The organism is Accumulibacter sp. (assembly GCF_029255285.1).
Taxonomy (GTDB): domain Bacteria; phylum Pseudomonadota; class Gammaproteobacteria; order Burkholderiales; family Rhodocyclaceae; genus Accumulibacter.
This window is the reverse complement of sequence record NZ_JAPUVI010000091.1, coordinates 1-15,928: the sequence shown is the minus strand read 5'-3', so window position 1 is coordinate 15,928 and position 15,928 is coordinate 1. Positions and strand designations below refer to the sequence as shown.

Below are 15,928 nucleotides of genomic sequence, written 5' to 3'. Positions count from 1 at the left end.
GTCAACGCAGCTTCAAGGTAGACAAGCCGATCAGCACCAGCATGATGGTGATGATCCAGAAGCGCACGACGACCTGCGTTTCTTTCCAGCCGCCCAGTTCGAAATGATGGTGCAGCGGCGCCATGCGAAAGATCCGCCGGCCGCCGGTAAACCGGTAGTAGAGCACCTGCGCAGCAACCGACAACGTTTCGGCGACGAAAATGCCGCCCATGATCGCCAGCACGATCTCCTGACGGACGATGATCGCCACCGTGCCAAGGGCAGCGCCGAGCGCCAGCGCGCCGACGTCGCCCATGAAGACCTCGGCCGGGTAGGCGTTGAACCACAGGAAACCGAGCCCGGCCCCGGCCATTGCGCCAAGGAAAATGGCCAACTCGCCAGCACCCGGGATATAGGGCAGGAAAAGATACCTGGCGTACACCGAGTTTCCGGCGACGTAGGCAAAGATTGCCAGCGCGGCGGCGATCATCACCGTCGGCATGATCGCCAGGCCATCCAGACCATCGGTCAGGTTGACGGCATTGCTCGTTCCCACGACTACCAGATAGCTCAGAACAATGAAACCGAAGATGCCGAGCGGGTACGAAACGGTCTTGAAGAAGGGCACGATCAGCTCGAGTTGTGCCGGGCCGGTTGCCGTCAGACCGAGATAGAGCGCCACCGCCAGACCGATGGCCGATTGCCAGAAATACTTCCAGCGGGCCGGCAGGCCGCGCGGATTGCGATGCACGACTTTCTGCCAGTCGTCGTACCAACCGATGCTCCCGAAGCCGAGCGTCACGATCAGCACGATCCACACGTAGCGATTGCTGAGGTCGCCCCACAGCAGCGTCGTGATGGCGACGGCAATGAGGATCAGCGCACCGCCCATGGTCGGCGTGCCGGACTTGACAAGGTGGGTTTGCGGGCCGTCGTTGCGTACCGCCTGGCCGATTTTCTTCGCCGCCAGCCAGCGGATGACGCCCGGCCCGGCGATGAAGGAGATGATCAGCGCGGTCATCGCCGCCAGCACCGTGCGCAGCGTGATGTAACCGAAGACGTTGAAGGCGCGCACTTCCTGTGCCAGCCATTGGGTCAGGAGCAGCAGCATCACGTTTCCCCGGCAGGTGCAGGCAGCGCGATGGCGTCGGCCACCCGCTCCATGCGCATGAAACGTGATCCCTTGACGAGCACCGTCGTCTCGGCGGTCAGCGCGGCGCGCAGACTGACGATCAAGCGTTCGATGCTGGCGAAGTGCTCGCCACCGCTACCGAAATTGTAGGCCGCGAGCGCACTGGCGTCACCGAGCGCCAGCAGGCGGTCGATTCCCTGGCTCTTGGCATAGCCGCCAACCTCGTCGTGGAACTGAGCGCTCATCTCGCCGATCTCTCCCATATCGCCGAGCACCAGTATCTTTTTGCCGATCGTCGCCGCCAGAACGTCGATACCGGCGCGTACCGAATCTGGGTTGGCGTTGTAGCTGTCGTCGAGCAGAACGGCGCCTTGCAAGGCCATCCGCCGTTGCAAGCGGCCCTTGAGCCCGCGAAAGGAGTTCAAGCCGTCGCGCACCGCGGCCAGCGGGACGCCGGCGGCCAGTGCGGCGGCGGCGGCGGCCAAGGCATTGCGCGCATTGTGCCGGCCGGGCAGGGAAAGCACGACATCCGCCTGGCCCGCCGGGGCGAAGATGCTGAGACGACTCTCCAGACCGTGCAGATGAAATCTTCCCGTGACGTCTGCCGCGTGGTCGACGCCGAAAGTCAGGACTCCCAGCCCACGACTCTGAGCGCGCCAGAGCTCGGCCCACGGTTCGTCGGCATTGAAAACCGCGATCCCCGTTTCGTCCAGGCCCGTGTAGATGCTTCCCTTCTCCGCGGCAATCGCTTCGAGCGAACCCATCCCGGCCAGATGCGCGCGCTGAGCGTTGGTCACCAGGGCGACGGTCGGGCGGGCGATGCCGGCCAGGTAGGCGATTTCGCCCGGATGGTTCATCCCCAACTCGATGATCGCCGCGCGATGCGTCGCGTTGAGGCGCAGCAGAGTCAGCGGCAGGCCGATGTCGTTGTTGTAGTTCCCCCGCGTCGCCAGGACCGCGTCGCCATAAGCGGCTTGCAGAATGCTGGCGATCATCTCCTTGGTCGTCGTCTTGCCGTTGCTGCCGGTGACGGCGAGTACCGGCAAGGTGAAGCGGCTGCGCCATTCGGCGGCCAGGGCGCCGAGCGAGAGCCGCGTCTCGGCGACTAGCACGAGCGGTAGCGACAGCCCCGGCAGGCTGACCACACTGTCGGCCGCGACGATCGCGCCGACGGCGCCGCGCTCCTTGGCCGCCGCGAGGTAGTGGTGACCGTCGAACCTGTCGCCACGCAAGGCGACGAAGAGCTCACCGGCGGCGATGCTCCGGCTGTCGGTCGAAACACCGCTAAAGCTCACGTTGTCGCCGACCAGCTTGCCGGCGGTGGCGCGTGCGACGGCCTGCAGGTCCATCATGGCGCTCATCGGCTGGCCTCCCGACGCGCGTCGAGGGCGGCGCGGGCCTGCGTCGTGTCGGCAAAGGGCCGCCGCTGCCCCCCGATGTCCTGGTAGGTCTCGTGCCCCTTGCCGGCAATCAGTACGACGTCGGCCGGATGGGCCGCCACCAGAGTACGACGAATCGCTTCGCCGCGATCGGCGATCACTTCGGCAGCCGGTGCGCCGGCCAGAATGTCGTTGAGAATGGCCTGCTCATCCTCGCCGCGCGGGTTGTCGCTGGTCAACACCACGCGATCGGCCAGGCGCGCGGCGACCGATCCCATCAGGGGTCGCTTGCCGCGGTCACGATCGCCGCCGCAGCCGAAGACGACGACCAGACCGGCACCTCGGGCGTCGGCCGTCGGACGTAGGGCGGTGAGGGCATTGGCCAGCGCATCGGGAGTATGCGCGTAATCGACGACGACCAGCGGTTCGTTGTCGCCACCCACTTTCTCCAGACGGCCCGGCGGCGAGCCCAGCTGCGCGAAGCGCTCGGCAATGCCTTGCGGAGTCATTCCGGCATCGATCAAAACCGCCGCCACGGCCAGCAGATTGGCGACGTTGTAGCGCCCAAGCAGGCCGGTTTCCACGAGCGCCCGGCCGTTCGGCGCGCAGAGACGGAAACGCAGCCCGGAGATCGTTTCCTCGACCTTCTCGGCGCGGATCGTCCCTTGCCTGTCGTCCACTCCGTCCTGTTGCGTATAGCCGACCACTTTGGTCGCTGTGCTTAGCCCGGCCAGTTGTCGCCCGAAAGGATCATCGAGGTTGCTCACCGCCAGACGAAGCCTGGGCCAAGTGAACAGTCTGGCCTTGGCCTGCGCGTAGTCGTCCATTGTCGCGTGATAGTCCAAATGATCGCGCGTCAGATTGGTGAACACCGCCACGTCGACGCGAACGCCGTCGAGACGCCCCTCGGCCAGGCCGATCGAACTCGCTTCGAGCGCACAGGCTTGCACTTCGTCATCGGCAAAAGCGGCCAGGTAGCGCATCAATGTCGTCGCTTCCGGAGTCGTGAAGCCGGTATCGGCAAACTGGCCAGGGAAACCGGCGCCCAGCGTACCGATCACTGCGCAGCGGCGCGGATGCGTGGCGGCTATCCACTGGCTGACGCTGGTCTTGCCATTGGTCCCGGTGACCGCGATCAGCGACAGGCGCTCGCTCGGCCGCTGATGGACGGCGTGGGCGAGAGGCCCGCACAGCTGGCGCAGCCCGCACACCGGAATATTGGCGATCCGCCACGCGTCGCGCCAGGCGAACCCCGATGCACCATCGGCAGCTTCCCAGACGACGGCCGCGGCGCCCTTGGCGATGGCCTCGGCGATGTGCTGGCGACCGTCGGCCGAGCCGCCCGGATAAGCCAGAAAGAGGTCGCCCCGGCGGACTCGGCGGCTGTCGTCGGCTATTCCGCTCGGCACGACGCCAAACGCCGCCAGCTCTTCGAGAATGGCGGCGGCGCTCGGCGACACGCTGACCGGGCGATTCAAAGCTTAGCCTTTGCCGCTGGCGGCTTCGGGCTTTGCGCGACGACCAGCGGGGCGTCGGGGACGATGCCGAGGGTGCGCAGCGAGTTGCTCATCACGGAGGCGAACACCGGTGCCGCAACGTCACCGCCGTAGTGCTTGCCGGCGCTCGGCTCGTCGATCATGACCGCGACGATCAGCCGGGGATCCGACGCCGGCGCAAAACCGACGAAGGACGACACGTACTTGTTGGCGTAGCGCCCGCCCTGGAGCTTGTGCGCCGTGCCGGTCTTGCCGGCCACCCGATAGCCGGGAATTTGTGCCTTGGGAGCCGTTCCGCCTGGCAGCACCGCCAGCTCGAGCATGGCGCGCACCTCGCGCGCCGTCTGCGGGCTGAAGACTCGCGTGCCATGCGGAAGCGCGGCCTCTGCCCGGGTCAGAGAGAGCGGCACCAGATCGCCGTCGCGCGCGAAAACCGAGTACGCCCGTGCGAGCTGGATCAGCGATACCGAAATGCCGTGCCCGTAGGCCATGGTCGCCTGTTCGATCGGCCGCCAGCTCTTCCATGGCCGCACTCGGCCGCTTACCTCGCCCGGAAAGCCGAGTCCCGGCAACTGACCGAAACCGACGTCGTCGAACATTTCCCACATCTTCTGATACGGCAGCATGGCGGCGATCTTGGCCGCGCCGACGTTGGAAGACTTCTGGATGACTTGCGCCACGCTCAGCGCGCCATGCGGATGGGCGTCGGAAATCGTCGCGCTGCCGATCGTCAGCCGACCGGGCGCGCAGTTGATGATGCTGTCGGAACGAACCTTGCCGTTCTCGAGGCCGAGGGCGATGGTGAAGGGCTTGAGTGTCGATCCGGGTTCGAAAGTGTCGGTGACGGCGCGGTTACGCAATTGGCTACCGGACAGATTTTCGCGGTTGTTCGGGTTGTAGGTCGGCAGATTGGCGAGCGCCAGAATCTCGCCGGTGCGCACGTCGAGCACGACCACCCCACCGGCTTTCGCGTTGTTTTCAGCGATCGCCTGTTTCAACTGGCTGTAGGCGAGGTACTGGATCTTGGAGTCGAGTGCCAGGCGAATGTCCTTGCCGTCCTGCGGCGGCTTGATCGACCCGACGTCCTCGACGATCTGGCCACGCCGGTCCTTGATGACGCTTCGGCTGCCGGGCTGGCCCAGCAACTGGCTATGGAAAGCAAGTTCGACGCCTTCCAGTCCCTTGTCGTCGACACCGGTGAAGCCGACCATGTGGGCCGTCATTTCACCGGTCGGATAAAAGCGCCGATACTCCTTGTTCTGGCCGATGCCGGGCAGCTTGAGCGCGGCCACCTGGTCGGCGACCGGTGGCGGTATCTGGCGCCGCAGGAAGACGAAGGTCTTGTCGGTGTCCAGCTTGCGCGACAACTGCTTGGCGTCGGTCTCGAGCAGAGCCGCCAGTTGCTTGTTCTGCTCTGGGGTCAGGGTGGTCGCCGGGGGAATCGCCCAGATCGATTTCATCGGCGTCGAAATGGCCAGCACGTCACCGTGCCGGTCGGCAATCCGGCCGCGCGAGGCACTGATTTCGATATCGCGCCGGTAACGCGACTCGCCTTTTTCCTGCAGGAAGTCGTTGTTGAGAATCTGCAGATAGAACGCCCGGCCGATCAGCACGGCAAAGGAAGCAAGGATCAGCAGGGCCATCAGGCGCGAGCGCCAGGGCGGCAGGCTGAGTTGCAGCAGCGGGCTTTCGGCGAACTTGTGCGCCACTTTTCCCTTCAGGTGCATCATCGCGACAGCGCTCCTCCGGGTGTGGCGGTGATGATGCGGTCGCTATCCGGCGTGGTCATCTTGAGTTTTTCGCGGGCGATCTTCTCGATTCGCGGCGCCGTTCCCCAGGTCGATAACTCGAGCTGCAACTGCCCGAATTCGACGTCGAGCTGCCGCGCACGCTCCTGCTCGATGTCGAGCGCCTGAAAGAGCTTGCGTGCCTTGTGCTGCGAAGTCACCACGCCGAGACCGCAAAGCACGGCGGTGACCAAGAGAAATATGTTCAGACGAAGCATCTCAGGCCGCCCGGGCGACGAGTTTCTCGGCGACGCGCATGATCGCGCTGCGCGCCCGTGGATTGGCGGCAATCTCGTCGGCGCTCGCACGCACCGGCTTGCCGACCAGACGGAGTCTGGGCGGCGGCAGATCGGCGGCGCGCAGAGGCAGGTTTTTCGGCGAGCGGTCAGGATCAGACTCGGCACGCAGGAAGCGTTTGACGATACGGTCTTCGAGCGAATGGAAACAGATGACCACCAGCCGTCCGCCCTGTTTGAGAACTGTCATGGCCTGCGGCAACACTAGCGCGAGCTGCTCGAGCTCTTGATTGATATGAATCCGTAGAGCTTGAAAGGTACGCGTCGCCGCGTCCTGGCCGGGCTCGCGGGTCCACACGGTCTGGCGTACAAGCGCGGCCAGCTGCCCCGTGGTTGCAAGCGGCCGCTCTCCCCGAGCAACCACAATCTTCTTTGCAATCTGGAAAGCAAACCGTTCTTCACCATAGTTCCTAATGACCTCCGTGATCTCCTGCACGCTGGCTCGCTCAAGCCACTGCGCCGCCGTCTCGCCCTGCGTCGTATCCATCCGCATGTCGAGCGGCGCGTCGTGGCGGAAACTGAAGCCGCGCTGCGATTCGTCGAGCTGCGGCGACGAAACGCCGATATCGAGCAGTACGCCGTCGACGCCCTGCTCGCTGGCGAAGCCCGCCTGGCGCAGCGCATCGTCCAGCTCGCCGAAGCGCTGATGCCTGACCAGCAGCCGCCGATCGTTTACTTCCTTGCCCTGCGCCACCGCTTGCGGATCACGATCCAGTGCCAGCAAGCGGCCCTCGGGGCCGAGCTGGTCGAGGATCGCCCGACTGTGGCCGCCGCCACCGAAAGTGCCATCGACGTACGTCCCGCCAGGCTTGATGGCCAGCGCGGCAACGGCTTCCTGCAACAGCACCGTCCGATGCGGCGGCTCCGAACTCACAGCGCCAGATCCTCGAGTCCGGCCGGCAACAACTGGTCAGCCAGAGCGAAAGCCGCTTCCTGCTGCTGCTGCCAGCCGGCATCCGACCAGATCTCGAAATGGCTGCCCTGACCGACCAGCCAGACCTGCTTGTCGAATTGCGCAAACTGGCGCAACTCCGGAGCGATCAGCACGCGACCCGCCGCATCCATTTCCTCCTCCCGCGCGTGACCGACCAGCAGACGCTTGATCAGGGCGGATCGCGGGTCCAAGCTGGACGCCGCCAGCACCTTGTCGCGAATCGGTTCCCACGCGCTCTCCGGGTAAAGCAGCAGACAGCGATGCGGATGGGCGGTGAGCACCAGCCGGCCTTCGGCAGCCGCCGCCAGTCCCTCGCGATGACGCGCCGGAATGGCGATTCTGCCCTTGACATCCAGACTCAACGCTGCCGCACCCTGAAACATCACCACCGATCGTCCCTTGCGTTCTTGCTTGGGGGGGCAATTCCCCCCACTTTCTACCACTTATTCCCACTCTAAGGCAAAGAATCGCCCAAAGCAAGGGGTCGAAGCATGGTTTTGTCAATGACGACAAGCACTTATGGCTGTTTTGAAAGGATGTTAAAAATAATTTTTCTACATAAAAACAAAGCACAAAAGAACTAACTTAAAGTAACTTATTCAAAAAGAGCGCCAAGTGGGTGAGCGTGGCGGAAATCAGACGCTACCAGCCAGCGGCGCAATGGCGCCGCCAGACAAAGCGACGCGACGAGCCGGCCGCGCTCGCTGTCCGTCAGCGGAAGGAATCAAAAGAAATGGGAGGAGGTGGGAAGCCGGCCGATAAGCCGGGTTCTGTCGTGGGCAGCCATTCCTCTAGGCGTACTGTTACCAGCACGCTCAAGCAGCCTACCCGGAAGCAGCGCGAGCCACGCCCATGCTTCCCTATTTGGCCTTGCTCCGGATGGGGTTTGCCGTGCCGTCCGTGTTACCACGGCCGCGGTGAGCTCTTACCTCGCCGTTTCACCCTTACCTGTCCCGTCGGTTTCCCGAACGACGACATCGGCGGTCTGTTTTCTGTGGCACTTTCCGTCACCTCACGGTGCCCGGTCGTTAACCGGCATCCTGCTCTGCGGAGCCCGGACTTTCCTCTCGGCGCCAGGTTTGCACCTCTTGCCCAGCGGCTGCCTGACCGACTTCCCGGGCAGATTATACGCCGCGCCCGGCGCGGCCCGGCCGGAACTGATACGGGTCGTCGTAATAGGCGGGGTTATCGCTGTCCGGCGTAACGCCGGGCAGGCCGAGCAGCGGTAGCGGCTGCAAGGCGCGCGGCTGACGATAGAGACCGGCCTCCAGTTCGCCGGCCAGACGCCGGTCAAGGTCGGCCAGTTGCTCGCTTGGCGGCCGCTGCAGCCAGGCGCTGTCGACTGCGTAAAGAACGGCCTTGCCGGTAAGGCCACGAAAGGGCCGCAACAACTGCTCGTAGGTCGCGTGTCCGAAAACGAAGCAGCACAGCGCACGGCGGAGGTCGAGCCGGCGCTCCCAGAACAGCTCCCGCCAGCGAAAGCTGCGCAGCAGCCCGAGCAGCGAAGGGTCGGACGAGACGACGACGACCCCGCATTCGTCGAAATGCGTCAGCGCGTCGCGCGCCTGGCCGCGACCGTGGCCGCCGATCGGTGCGGCCAGCGCTTCGACATGGCAGGCATTGAGCGCTGCCTTGGTCAGCGGAAAGGTCAGCCAGACGAGTGCGTTGAAAAAATCGTGCCAGTTGTCCGGGCGAGTCGCCACTTCGCCGCGCGTCCAGATACGGGTTTCGTAATCGAGGCCGTCGGCCGGTGCGGGCCGAAACACCACCCGCTGGCCGCTCTGCGTACGCAGATCGCGTGTCGCGCTCAGTTCATCGAGCAGCGCCAGACCGGGTGCCGACGGCATCTGTTCGAGAAGCGGCATCAAGGGCGCGAAGAGGCCACCCGGCGAAGGAAAAACCTCGCCTCTCACTGACCGGCCGGGGCGACCGACCCGCCAGCCGATTCGCCTTTGCCAGCGGCGACCACGGTCAGTACGCCGTTGCGCATCTGGAAAGTTCCGAGCAAGGGGCCGAGGCCGCCCTCCGGCTCTTCCTCCAGCTTGGCGAAGCCTTCGCAGCTACGCGTCTCGACCGCGAACATTCGTTTGCCCTGCTTGAGAATCCAGGCGTTGTTGCCCGGCGAATAGACCTCCATTTTGCTGTCGGCGCCGCCTGGACCGAGGTCGTGGCGGCGCATGCAGTCCGGCATGCGAGCGGCCACGACGGTGTAGCGTGCGGTCTTTTCCCAGAAGAAGTTCTGCACACGAACCAGCGTCAGCGTATGCTGCGGCGATTCGAGTTCAAGCGCCGCCCGCTGGTCCGAACAGGCGACCAGCCAGGGCAGCAACAGCGTCAGCACCAACAGCTTGTTCGGCAGCACGCACAACCTCCTGCAACAAATCGCGATGCGCGGTCTCAACCGAGCATCTTCCAGCGTAGCGGCTCACCGGCACGCAGGGGAACCAGCGTGTCGCCGGCCAGGTAAGGGAATGCCTCCGGCGTCGACCACTCGCCGCGCAGCAGCGTGACCTGGCTGGAATTGCGCGGCAGGCCATAGAAGTCCGGCCCGTTGAAACTGGCAAAGCCTTCGAGCCGGTCGAGCGCACCGATCGACTCGAAGGCTTCGGCGTACAACTCCAGTGCCGCATGCGCCGTGTAGCATCCGGCGCAGCCGCAGGCTGCCTCCTTGGTCGTCCGGGCGTGCGGCGCCGAATCCGTGCCGAGAAAGAAACGGCGATTGCCCGAGGTCGCGACCCGCAGCAACGCCAAACGGTGTTGCTCGCGTTTGAGAACCGGCAGGCAGTAGTAGTGCGGCCGGACGCCGCCGGAAAAAATTGCGTTGCGGTTGTACAGCAAGTGGTGCGCGGTGATCGTTGCCGCGACGTTCGGCCCGCAAGCGGCAACGAAGTCCGCCGCATCGGCGGTCGTGATGTGCTCGACGACCACCTTCAGCGCCGGGAAGCGCGCCATCAGAGGCTGCAGAACACGCTCGAGGAACACCGCCTCGCGGTCGAAAACGTCGATCGCCGGATCGGTCACCTCGCCGTGCACCAGGAGCGGCAGGCCGAGTTTCTCCATCTCGGCGAGCACCATCGTGCAATGGCCGAGATCAGTGACCCCCAGGTCCGAGTTGGTCGTCGCGCCGGCCGGATAAAATTTCACCGCGTGTACGAAAGCACTGTCCGCCGCACGCCGAATCTCATCCACCGGCGTGTTGTCGGTCAGGTACAAGGTCATCAGCGGCGTGAACGCCGTTCCGGGCGGCAAGGCGGCCAGGATGCGCGCCCGATACGCAGCGGCGGCGGCGACGGTCGTCACCGGTGGTCGCAGATTGGGCATCACGATGGCGCGCGCGAACTGACGCGCCGTATGTGGCAGAACGCTGGCCAGCGCCTCGCCGTCGCGCAGATGGAGATGCCAGTCGTCGGGGCGGGTGATCGTGATCTGCATGTTCTGACCAGAAAAAGGAGCCGTGTCGGGAAGCGCAGGATACCTGAATTCTAGAGGATTTCCGGCCCGGCGACCGCGTCGCTTGGTCGCCGCTCGTCGTGCCAGCGCAATGCCCTTTGATAGAGCGATTTCTTCCCCGCACCGGTGATCGCGTGCGCCAGGCGTGTGGCCTGGCTTACCGGCAGGCCCTCGTCGAGCAGCACGGTCAGCACGCGCTCACCTTCACCATCACCTATCTTCGCCGGCGCACCGGCGACGAGCACGACGAACTCGCCGCGCTGGCGATTGGCATCGGCCAGCAACCAGTCCCGTGCTTCACCGAGCGGACAACAATGAATACTCTCGAACATCTTCGTCAGCTCGCGCGCCAGCACCACCTGGCGCGTCGGTTCGAAGACGGCGGACAGCGCGTCGATGGTGTCGAGAATGCGATGCGGCGCCTCGTAGAAGACCAGCGCCCATGGCAGATCGACCAGTGTGCGCAAGGCTTCGGCACGCTGCCCGGCCTTGCTCGGCAAGAAACCGTAGAACAGGAAGCGCGCCTCGCTCCATCCGGCGGCGGACAGCGCGACGACCGCCGCGCAGGCGCCAGGCAAGGGAACGACGCGATAACCGGCGGCGCGCACGCGCCCCACCAGCCGCGCGCCGGGGTCAGAGACGGCAGGCGTCCCGGCATCGACCACCAGCGCCACCGACTCGCCGGCCGCCAGGCGCGCGATCACCTGTCGCGCGGCGCCCTCCTCGTTGTGCTCGTGCGCCGCCAGCAGGCGCGCCGTCGATCCGTAGTGCCTGAGCAACGGTGCGCTGTGTCGCGTATCCTCGGCAGCGACCCAGCGCACCCGACGCAGGACGTCGATCGCGCGCTGCGTCATGTCGCCGAGATGGCCGAGCGGAGTGGGGACGACATATAATGCGGTGGATTCTTCTGTCATGGCGATCGGTGGGCAAGTGAGCGGCAAAGATAGCACGACCGGGCAGACCATACAGGCGGCCAAGCGCGCCACCGACGGCCGCATAGCCGAGCGCCTGGCGGGGCACTTTCTTGAACAGCAGGGTCTGACGATCCTGGAATGCAACTACCGCTGCCGCGGCGGCGAGGTGGACCTCGTCTGCCGCGACCGGCGCGGCCTCGTTTTCGTCGAAGTGCGCCTGCGGCGCAGCGCCGGCTACGGCGGTGCCGCGGCCAGCATCACGGCTGGCAAGCGCGAGCGGATCATCCTCGCCGCGCAACACTATCTGGCCACACACGCGGCCGGCGATGCGGACTGCCGCTTCGACTGCGTGCTGCTCGACGATCTATCCGAAAGCGCCATCGAGTGGCTGCGCGATGCCTTTTGCTAGCCTTGCCGTCGCCCTCTGGCTGACTCTCTGCACCACCGCCGAGAGCGCCGAGAGCGCCGAGAGCGCCGAGAGCGTCAGGATCGTCGTCCAGAGCTCGCCGCTGGCGGGCAGCCAGTATTACGCGTTGCGCGAAGTTTGGTCGCAGATCCGTCTCGGCGACCGCCTGACGCTGGTTCGCGAGCCGACCAATCGCCACGACCGCAATGCCATCCGCGTCGATTGGCAGGGCCACCAGCTCGGCTATGTGCCGCGCGCCGAGAACCGCGCCGTGGCGCGCGCACTCGACGGCGGCGAGCGGCTCGAGGCGCGTGTTTCGCGCCTGCGCGAGGATTCCGACCCCTGGCGCCGCGTCGAGTTCGAGGTATTCCTGATCCTCTGATGATAGAATCCGCGCTCCTCACCCCAAACCCGAGTCAGCGCCCATGGACCTGATCACGCGCGTCAGCCAGCATTTCCGGGACAGCGCGCAAACCAAGCTCGACGCCATCGAAGTGCTGGCTTCGCCGATTGCGCAGGCGATCGAAGCGATGGTCGATTGCCTGCTCAACAACGGCAAGATCCTCGCCTGCGGCAACGGCGGTTCGGCAGCCGACGCGCAGCATTTTGCCGCCGAACTGGTCGGCCGATTCGAGGTCGAACGCCACGAACTGGCAGCGATTGCGCTGACCACCGACAGCTCGATCCTGTCGGCAGTCGCCAACGACTACGGCTACCAGATGGTCTTCGCCAAGCAGGTACGGGCGCTGGGCCAGGCTGGCGACGTGCTGGTGGCGATTTCCACCTCGGGCAACTCGCCGAGCGTCGTCGAAGCGATCAACGCCGCGCAGGAAAACGATTTGCGCGTCGTCGCACTGACCGGCAGGGGCGGCGGCGAGATTGCCGGCCTACTGCGCGAAAGCGACGTGCACATCTGCGTTCCGGCCGACCGCACCTCGCGCATCCAGGAAACGCACCTGCTCGCCATCCACTGCCTGTGCGATGGCATCGATTGCTTGCTCATGGGAGTTGAAGAATGAGAAAAATCCTCACCGCCAGCCTCCTCGTCGGCGCCATGCTGCTGCCGCTGCTGCAAGGCTGCCTGCCGGTCGTCGCCGCCGGCGCCGCCACCGGCGGCGCGCTGGCCACCTTCGATCGCCGCTCGCTGGGCACGCAGACCGACGACGAAGCCATCGAGTGGAAAGCCAGCTCGCGCGTCAACGAGAAGTACAGCGCCAACACGCACGTCAACTTCACGAGCTACAACCGCAAGGTTCTCCTGACCGGCGAAGTGGCGACCGAGGAAGCGAAAGCGGAAATCGAACGTATCGTCGCCGGCGTGCCGCAGGTGCAAGGCGTTTACAACGAACTGGCGGTGGCACCGGTCACGTCCTACTCGGCGCGCAGCAACGATTCCTACATCACCACTCGGGTGAAGAGCCGCTTCGTCGACTCGGGAAAGTTCAACGCAGTCCATGTCAAGGTCGTCACCGAGGCCGGAATCGTCTATCTGCTGGGCCTCGTGACCCAGCGCGAGGCGGACTCGGCGATCCAGGTCGCGCGCACGACAAGCGACGTCAAGAAAGTCGTCACGCTGCTCGAGATCATCTCCGCCGCGCAGGCCAGGGAGGCCGACATACGTCTGCCCGAGCAGCGGCCGCCGGTACCGCCGGCAAGCGGCGGCGGCTGAGCGCGACGTCCTGCCTCAGCCTTACTACGCCGCCGCGCCGCGCTCGATGACGACGCCGGCGCGCTGCACGCCGCGCATCATGCCGACCTTGGCGATCGAAACGCGAACCCAGGTGGCGCCGAAGTCTTCGAGCAGCAGTGTGGCGACATATTCGGCCAGCCTCTCGAGGAGATTGAAGTGCCGCACGGCAAGTTCGGCACGCAGGCAGTCGACGACCTGCGCGTAGTCGATGGTGTCGCCGATGTCGTCGCTGGCGCCGGCGCTGGCGGTCGAGGTGCCGATGCGCAACGAGATTTCTATCGTCTGGGGCATCGCTTTTTCGCGCGGATAGATGCCGATCCGGGTGGCGGCGCGAAGATCGTCGATGAAAATGATGTCCATACGGGCGGGTGTCGTGTCGGTGTAAAATGACTCGTCGGGCGCGGTCCGCGGCGACGACAGTGCGCGCATTCTAACCCACAGCCCCACCGATACCCGATCGCCCCGATGTCGCCCTTGCTGATCACTCCGCTCGCCATCCTGGCCGCCTATCTGCTCGGCTCGATTCCCTTCGCGCTGGTCGCCAGCCGCTTGTTCGGCCTCGCCGACCCGCGCAGCTATGGTTCGCGAAACCCCGGCGCGACCAACGTCCTGCGCAGCGGCCACAAAGGCGCCGCGGTCGTCACGCTGATCGGCGATGTGGCCAAGGGATGGCTGGCCGTCTTTCTCGCGGAGCGCTACGCGGCCGATTTCGGCCTGCCCGGCTACACGGTCGGAGTCGTCGCGCTGGCCGTCTTCTTCGGTCACCTCTACCCGATCTTCCTCGGTTTCAAGGGAGGAAAAGGCGTCGCCACCGCGGCCGGCGTGTTGCTCGCGATCGACCCCTGGCTTGGCCTGGCAACCTTGTGCACCTGGCTGCTGATCGCCTTCACGTCGCGCTATTCGTCGCTTGCTGCGCTCGTCGCCGCCAGCGCAGCGCCGCTCTACGCCTTCCTTTTGTGGGGCAGCAATGGCCTGGTGCTGGCGGTCGGCATCATCGCCATGGCGCTGGTCGGCAAGCACTGGCCGAACCTGCAGCGCCTGATGGCCGGCAGCGAGCCGAAGATCGGCGCAGGCAGGAAAACCGCCGCCGGCCGGCGCGCTACCAGCGAATGAGAGCGCGCTAGCTGCCGGTCAGCGGCCAGCGCGGCCGCACGGCAAAGGCACCGGCCGGCTTGCCGGCCAGCCCGGCCTGCAGGCGCAAGGCTCCGGCCAGCGCGATCATGGCGCCGTTGTCGGTACAGAATTCCAGTTCCGGGTAGAAAACGACGATCCCCGCCCGGCTCGCGGCGGCGTCGAGCTGGCGCCTCAGCTCGCGGTTGGCACCGACGCCGCCGGCAACGACGAGCTGCCGCAGGCCACTCAGCGCGACGGCGCGCAAGGACTTGCCGACCAGCACATCGACAACGGCATCCTGAAAACCGCGCGCGATGTCGGCCCGCTGCTGGTCACTGATCGTTGGCAACTCGCGCACCCTGGTGAGCACCGCCGTTTTCAGGCCGCTGAAACTGAAGTCGAGGTCGCCGGATTTGAGCATCGGGCGCGGCAGTTGCACCTCGTCGCGCCGACCGCGTTCCGCCAGTTCGGCGAGCGCCGGACCGCCCGGGTAGCCAAGGCCGAGCAGCTTGGCGGTCTTGTCGAACGCCTCGCCGGCGGCGTCGTCGAGCGTCTCGCCGAGCAGTTCATACTGGCCGACGCCGGCGACGCGCATCAACTGGCTGTGGCCGCCCGAAACCAGCAGGGCGACGAAGGGAAAGCGCGGCGGCCGGCGGGAAAGCAGCGGCGAGAGCAGGTGGCCTTCGAGGTGGTGTACCGGAACGGTCGGCACGCCGAGCGCGGTCGCCAGGGCCTCGGCGAAAGCCGCGCCGACGAGCAGTGCGCCGGCCAGGCCCGGTCCCTGCGTGTAGGCCACGGCGTCGATCTCGGCCAACGCGCATCGGCCGTCGGCCAGCACCTGGCGCAACAAGGGGATCAGGCGCCGAATGTGATCGCGCGAGGCGAGCTCCGGCACCACGCCGCCGTAGTCCTCATGCATCGCGACCTGCGAGTGCAAGGCGTGGGCGAGCAGTTCTCCGCCATCGCCACCGTCGCCGCGGTAGAGCGCGACACCGGTCTCGTCGCAGGAGGATTCGATTCCGAGAATCAGCATCGGCGCATTCTACTCCAGCCGCCGTCGAGCCCGCCGTTCGTGGCGCCGGTTACACACGCCGATCGAGCGCCAGGATGAGGGGGTGGCGACCGAAAATCCGGACCAGCCACCGATCAGTGGCGTAACCGGTAACCCTACGACGTTCTTCCGTTCGCGCGCGCGATGACCAAAACGGCTGCCCACGCAAATGACACGCAGGAGGAACGGCGATGGTGGGAGCAAAGAAGGGCAAGGGATCGAGGCGGAGCCGGCAGGAGTGGCGATCCTTGTTGGCGAAATTTGACGGCAGCGGCCTGGGCGTTGAAGCCTTCTACCGACG

The 15,928-nt window shown here is 65.7% G+C and carries 18 protein-coding genes and 1 other RNA gene; 5 read left to right on the top strand and 14 right to left on the bottom strand.

Annotation, left to right across the window (positions count from 1 at the left end):
- Nucleotide 1 precedes the first annotated feature (1 nt).
- The 12 genes from mraY to rsmI form a co-directional block, all read right to left on the bottom strand.
- Nucleotides 2–1,090, bottom strand: coding sequence for a phospho-N-acetylmuramoyl-pentapeptide-transferase (gene mraY, locus Q1M07_RS12145; protein WP_300454146.1), 1,089 nt, complete (start codon nt 1,088–1,090; stop codon nt 2–4).
- Entirely contained in the window at nt 1,090–2,463 is a 1,374-nt protein-coding gene (gene murF, locus Q1M07_RS12140; RefSeq protein WP_300454196.1) for a UDP-N-acetylmuramoyl-tripeptide--D-alanyl-D-alanine ligase, read from the bottom strand. The genes mraY and murF overlap by 1 nt, the downstream gene beginning before the upstream one ends.
- Nucleotides 2,464–2,468: 5 nt before the next feature.
- Nucleotides 2,469–3,968 (bottom strand): UDP-N-acetylmuramoyl-L-alanyl-D-glutamate--2,6-diaminopimelate ligase, encoded by a 1,500-nt coding sequence (locus tag Q1M07_RS12135; RefSeq protein ID WP_300454145.1) that lies wholly within the window; start codon nt 3,966–3,968, stop codon nt 2,469–2,471.
- On the bottom strand, nt 3,965–5,716 hold the full coding sequence (locus Q1M07_RS12130; RefSeq protein ID WP_300454144.1) for a penicillin-binding protein 2: 1,752 nt from the start codon (nt 5,714–5,716) through the stop codon (nt 3,965–3,967). Before Q1M07_RS12130 ends, Q1M07_RS12135 begins: the two co-directional genes overlap by 4 nt.
- The gene (ftsL, locus tag Q1M07_RS12125; RefSeq protein ID WP_300454143.1) at nt 5,713–5,991 is read right to left on the bottom strand and encodes a cell division protein FtsL; all 279 of its coding nucleotides are present in this window, start codon (nt 5,989–5,991) and stop codon (nt 5,713–5,715) included. The genes Q1M07_RS12130 and ftsL overlap by 4 nt, the downstream gene beginning before the upstream one ends.
- A 1-nt stretch (nt 5,992) precedes the next feature.
- On the bottom strand, nt 5,993–6,943 hold the full coding sequence (rsmH, locus tag Q1M07_RS12120; RefSeq protein ID WP_300454142.1) for a 16S rRNA (cytosine(1402)-N(4))-methyltransferase RsmH: 951 nt from the start codon (nt 6,941–6,943) through the stop codon (nt 5,993–5,995).
- Nucleotides 6,940–7,386 carry a division/cell wall cluster transcriptional repressor MraZ gene (gene mraZ, locus Q1M07_RS12115; protein WP_300454195.1) on the bottom strand — a complete coding sequence of 149 codons (447 nt, stop codon included), beginning with the start codon at nt 7,384–7,386 and terminating at the stop codon, nt 6,940–6,942. The genes rsmH and mraZ overlap by 4 nt, the downstream gene beginning before the upstream one ends.
- A gap of 360 nt (nt 7,387–7,746) precedes the next feature.
- An RNA gene (rnpB, locus tag Q1M07_RS12110) (RNase P RNA component class A) lies at nt 7,747–8,118 on the bottom strand.
- Nucleotides 8,119–8,127: 9 nt separating this feature from the next.
- Complete coding sequence (locus tag Q1M07_RS12105) at nt 8,128–8,868, bottom strand: DUF3025 domain-containing protein (RefSeq protein ID WP_300454141.1); 741 nt, start codon at nt 8,866–8,868, stop codon at nt 8,128–8,130.
- A 44-nt stretch (nt 8,869–8,912) separates the two neighbouring features.
- The gene (locus Q1M07_RS12100; RefSeq protein ID WP_300454140.1) at nt 8,913–9,365 is read right to left on the bottom strand and encodes a hypothetical protein; all 453 of its coding nucleotides are present in this window, start codon (nt 9,363–9,365) and stop codon (nt 8,913–8,915) included.
- A gap of 35 nt (nt 9,366–9,400) precedes the next feature.
- Nucleotides 9,401–10,435: a dihydroorotase gene (pyrC, locus tag Q1M07_RS12095; protein WP_300454139.1), complete on the bottom strand. Its 1,035-nt coding sequence runs from the start codon at nt 10,433–10,435 to the stop codon at nt 9,401–9,403.
- A gap of 50 nt (nt 10,436–10,485) precedes the next feature.
- Entirely contained in the window at nt 10,486–11,367 is an 882-nt protein-coding gene (rsmI, locus tag Q1M07_RS12090; protein WP_300454138.1) for a 16S rRNA (cytidine(1402)-2'-O)-methyltransferase, read from the bottom strand.
- On the opposite strand from rsmI, the gene Q1M07_RS12085 reads away from it, so the two are divergent.
- Genes Q1M07_RS12085 through Q1M07_RS12070 form a run of 4 tightly spaced genes read left to right on the top strand, consistent with a single transcriptional unit; the run spans nt 11,366 to nt 13,442 of the window.
- Complete coding sequence (locus tag Q1M07_RS12085) at nt 11,366–11,776, top strand: YraN family protein (protein ID WP_300454137.1); 411 nt, start codon at nt 11,366–11,368, stop codon at nt 11,774–11,776. The genes rsmI and Q1M07_RS12085 overlap by 2 nt on opposite strands.
- Nucleotides 11,763–12,155, top strand: a complete 393-nt coding sequence (locus Q1M07_RS12080; protein WP_300454136.1) for an HIRAN domain-containing protein — start codon at nt 11,763–11,765, stop codon at nt 12,153–12,155. The genes Q1M07_RS12085 and Q1M07_RS12080 overlap by 14 nt, the downstream gene beginning before the upstream one ends.
- Nucleotides 12,156–12,198: 43 nt before the next feature.
- Nucleotides 12,199–12,792 (top strand): phosphoheptose isomerase, encoded by a 594-nt coding sequence (locus Q1M07_RS12075; protein ID WP_300454135.1) that lies wholly within the window; start codon nt 12,199–12,201, stop codon nt 12,790–12,792.
- Nucleotides 12,789–13,442 (top strand): BON domain-containing protein, encoded by a 654-nt coding sequence (locus Q1M07_RS12070; protein ID WP_300454134.1) that lies wholly within the window; start codon nt 12,789–12,791, stop codon nt 13,440–13,442. Before Q1M07_RS12075 ends, Q1M07_RS12070 begins: the two co-directional genes overlap by 4 nt.
- A gap of 24 nt (nt 13,443–13,466) precedes the next feature.
- Here Q1M07_RS12070 and Q1M07_RS12065 read toward each other — a convergent pair whose 3' ends face one another.
- Nucleotides 13,467–13,823, bottom strand: a complete 357-nt coding sequence (locus tag Q1M07_RS12065) for a dihydroneopterin aldolase (protein WP_300454133.1) — start codon at nt 13,821–13,823, stop codon at nt 13,467–13,469.
- Between the two features lie 105 nt (nt 13,824–13,928).
- Between Q1M07_RS12065 and plsY the strand changes: the two genes are divergently transcribed.
- Nucleotides 13,929–14,576 carry a glycerol-3-phosphate 1-O-acyltransferase PlsY gene (gene plsY, locus Q1M07_RS12060; protein WP_300454132.1) on the top strand — a complete coding sequence of 216 codons (648 nt, stop codon included), beginning with the start codon at nt 13,929–13,931 and terminating at the stop codon, nt 14,574–14,576.
- A 7-nt stretch (nt 14,577–14,583) separates the two neighbouring features.
- Here plsY and tsaD read toward each other — a convergent pair whose 3' ends face one another.
- A complete protein-coding gene (tsaD, locus tag Q1M07_RS12055) occupies nt 14,584–15,609 on the bottom strand; it encodes a tRNA (adenosine(37)-N6)-threonylcarbamoyltransferase complex transferase subunit TsaD (protein ID WP_300454131.1) in 1,026 nt (341 codons plus the stop codon).
- Nucleotides 15,610–15,928: the final 319 nt, after the last annotated feature.

What these genes read in the sequence shown, in the direction of transcription:
- pyrC (WP_300454139.1), bottom strand. Translation starts at nt 10,435, where the DNA reads ATGCAGATCACGATCACCCGCCCCGACGACTGGCATCTCCATCTGCGC.
- Q1M07_RS12080 (WP_300454136.1), top strand. Translation starts at nt 11,763, where the DNA reads ATGCCTTTTGCTAGCCTTGCCGTCGCCCTCTGGCTGACTCTCTGCACC.
- Q1M07_RS12130 (WP_300454144.1), bottom strand. Translation starts at nt 5,716, where the DNA reads ATGATGCACCTGAAGGGAAAAGTGGCGCACAAGTTCGCCGAAAGCCCG.
- Q1M07_RS12075 (WP_300454135.1), top strand. Translation starts at nt 12,199, where the DNA reads ATGGACCTGATCACGCGCGTCAGCCAGCATTTCCGGGACAGCGCGCAA.
- Q1M07_RS12105 (WP_300454141.1), bottom strand. Translation starts at nt 8,868, where the DNA reads ATGCCGCTTCTCGAACAGATGCCGTCGGCACCCGGTCTGGCGCTGCTC.
- mraY (WP_300454146.1), bottom strand. Translation starts at nt 1,090, where the DNA reads ATGCTGCTGCTCCTGACCCAATGGCTGGCACAGGAAGTGCGCGCCTTC.
- plsY (WP_300454132.1), top strand. Translation starts at nt 13,929, where the DNA reads ATGTCGCCCTTGCTGATCACTCCGCTCGCCATCCTGGCCGCCTATCTG.
- Q1M07_RS12070 (WP_300454134.1), top strand. Translation starts at nt 12,789, where the DNA reads ATGAGAAAAATCCTCACCGCCAGCCTCCTCGTCGGCGCCATGCTGCTG.
- Q1M07_RS12085 (WP_300454137.1), top strand. Translation starts at nt 11,366, where the DNA reads ATGGCGATCGGTGGGCAAGTGAGCGGCAAAGATAGCACGACCGGGCAG.
- ftsL (WP_300454143.1), bottom strand. Translation starts at nt 5,991, where the DNA reads ATGCTTCGTCTGAACATATTTCTCTTGGTCACCGCCGTGCTTTGCGGT.
- Q1M07_RS12065 (WP_300454133.1), bottom strand. Translation starts at nt 13,823, where the DNA reads ATGGACATCATTTTCATCGACGATCTTCGCGCCGCCACCCGGATCGGC.
- tsaD (WP_300454131.1), bottom strand. Translation starts at nt 15,609, where the DNA reads ATGCTGATTCTCGGAATCGAATCCTCCTGCGACGAGACCGGTGTCGCG.
- murF (WP_300454196.1), bottom strand. Translation starts at nt 2,463, where the DNA reads ATGATGGACCTGCAGGCCGTCGCACGCGCCACCGCCGGCAAGCTGGTC.
- rsmI (WP_300454138.1), bottom strand. Translation starts at nt 11,367, where the DNA reads ATGACAGAAGAATCCACCGCATTATATGTCGTCCCCACTCCGCTCGGC.
- mraZ (WP_300454195.1), bottom strand. Translation starts at nt 7,386, where the DNA reads ATGTTTCAGGGTGCGGCAGCGTTGAGTCTGGATGTCAAGGGCAGAATC.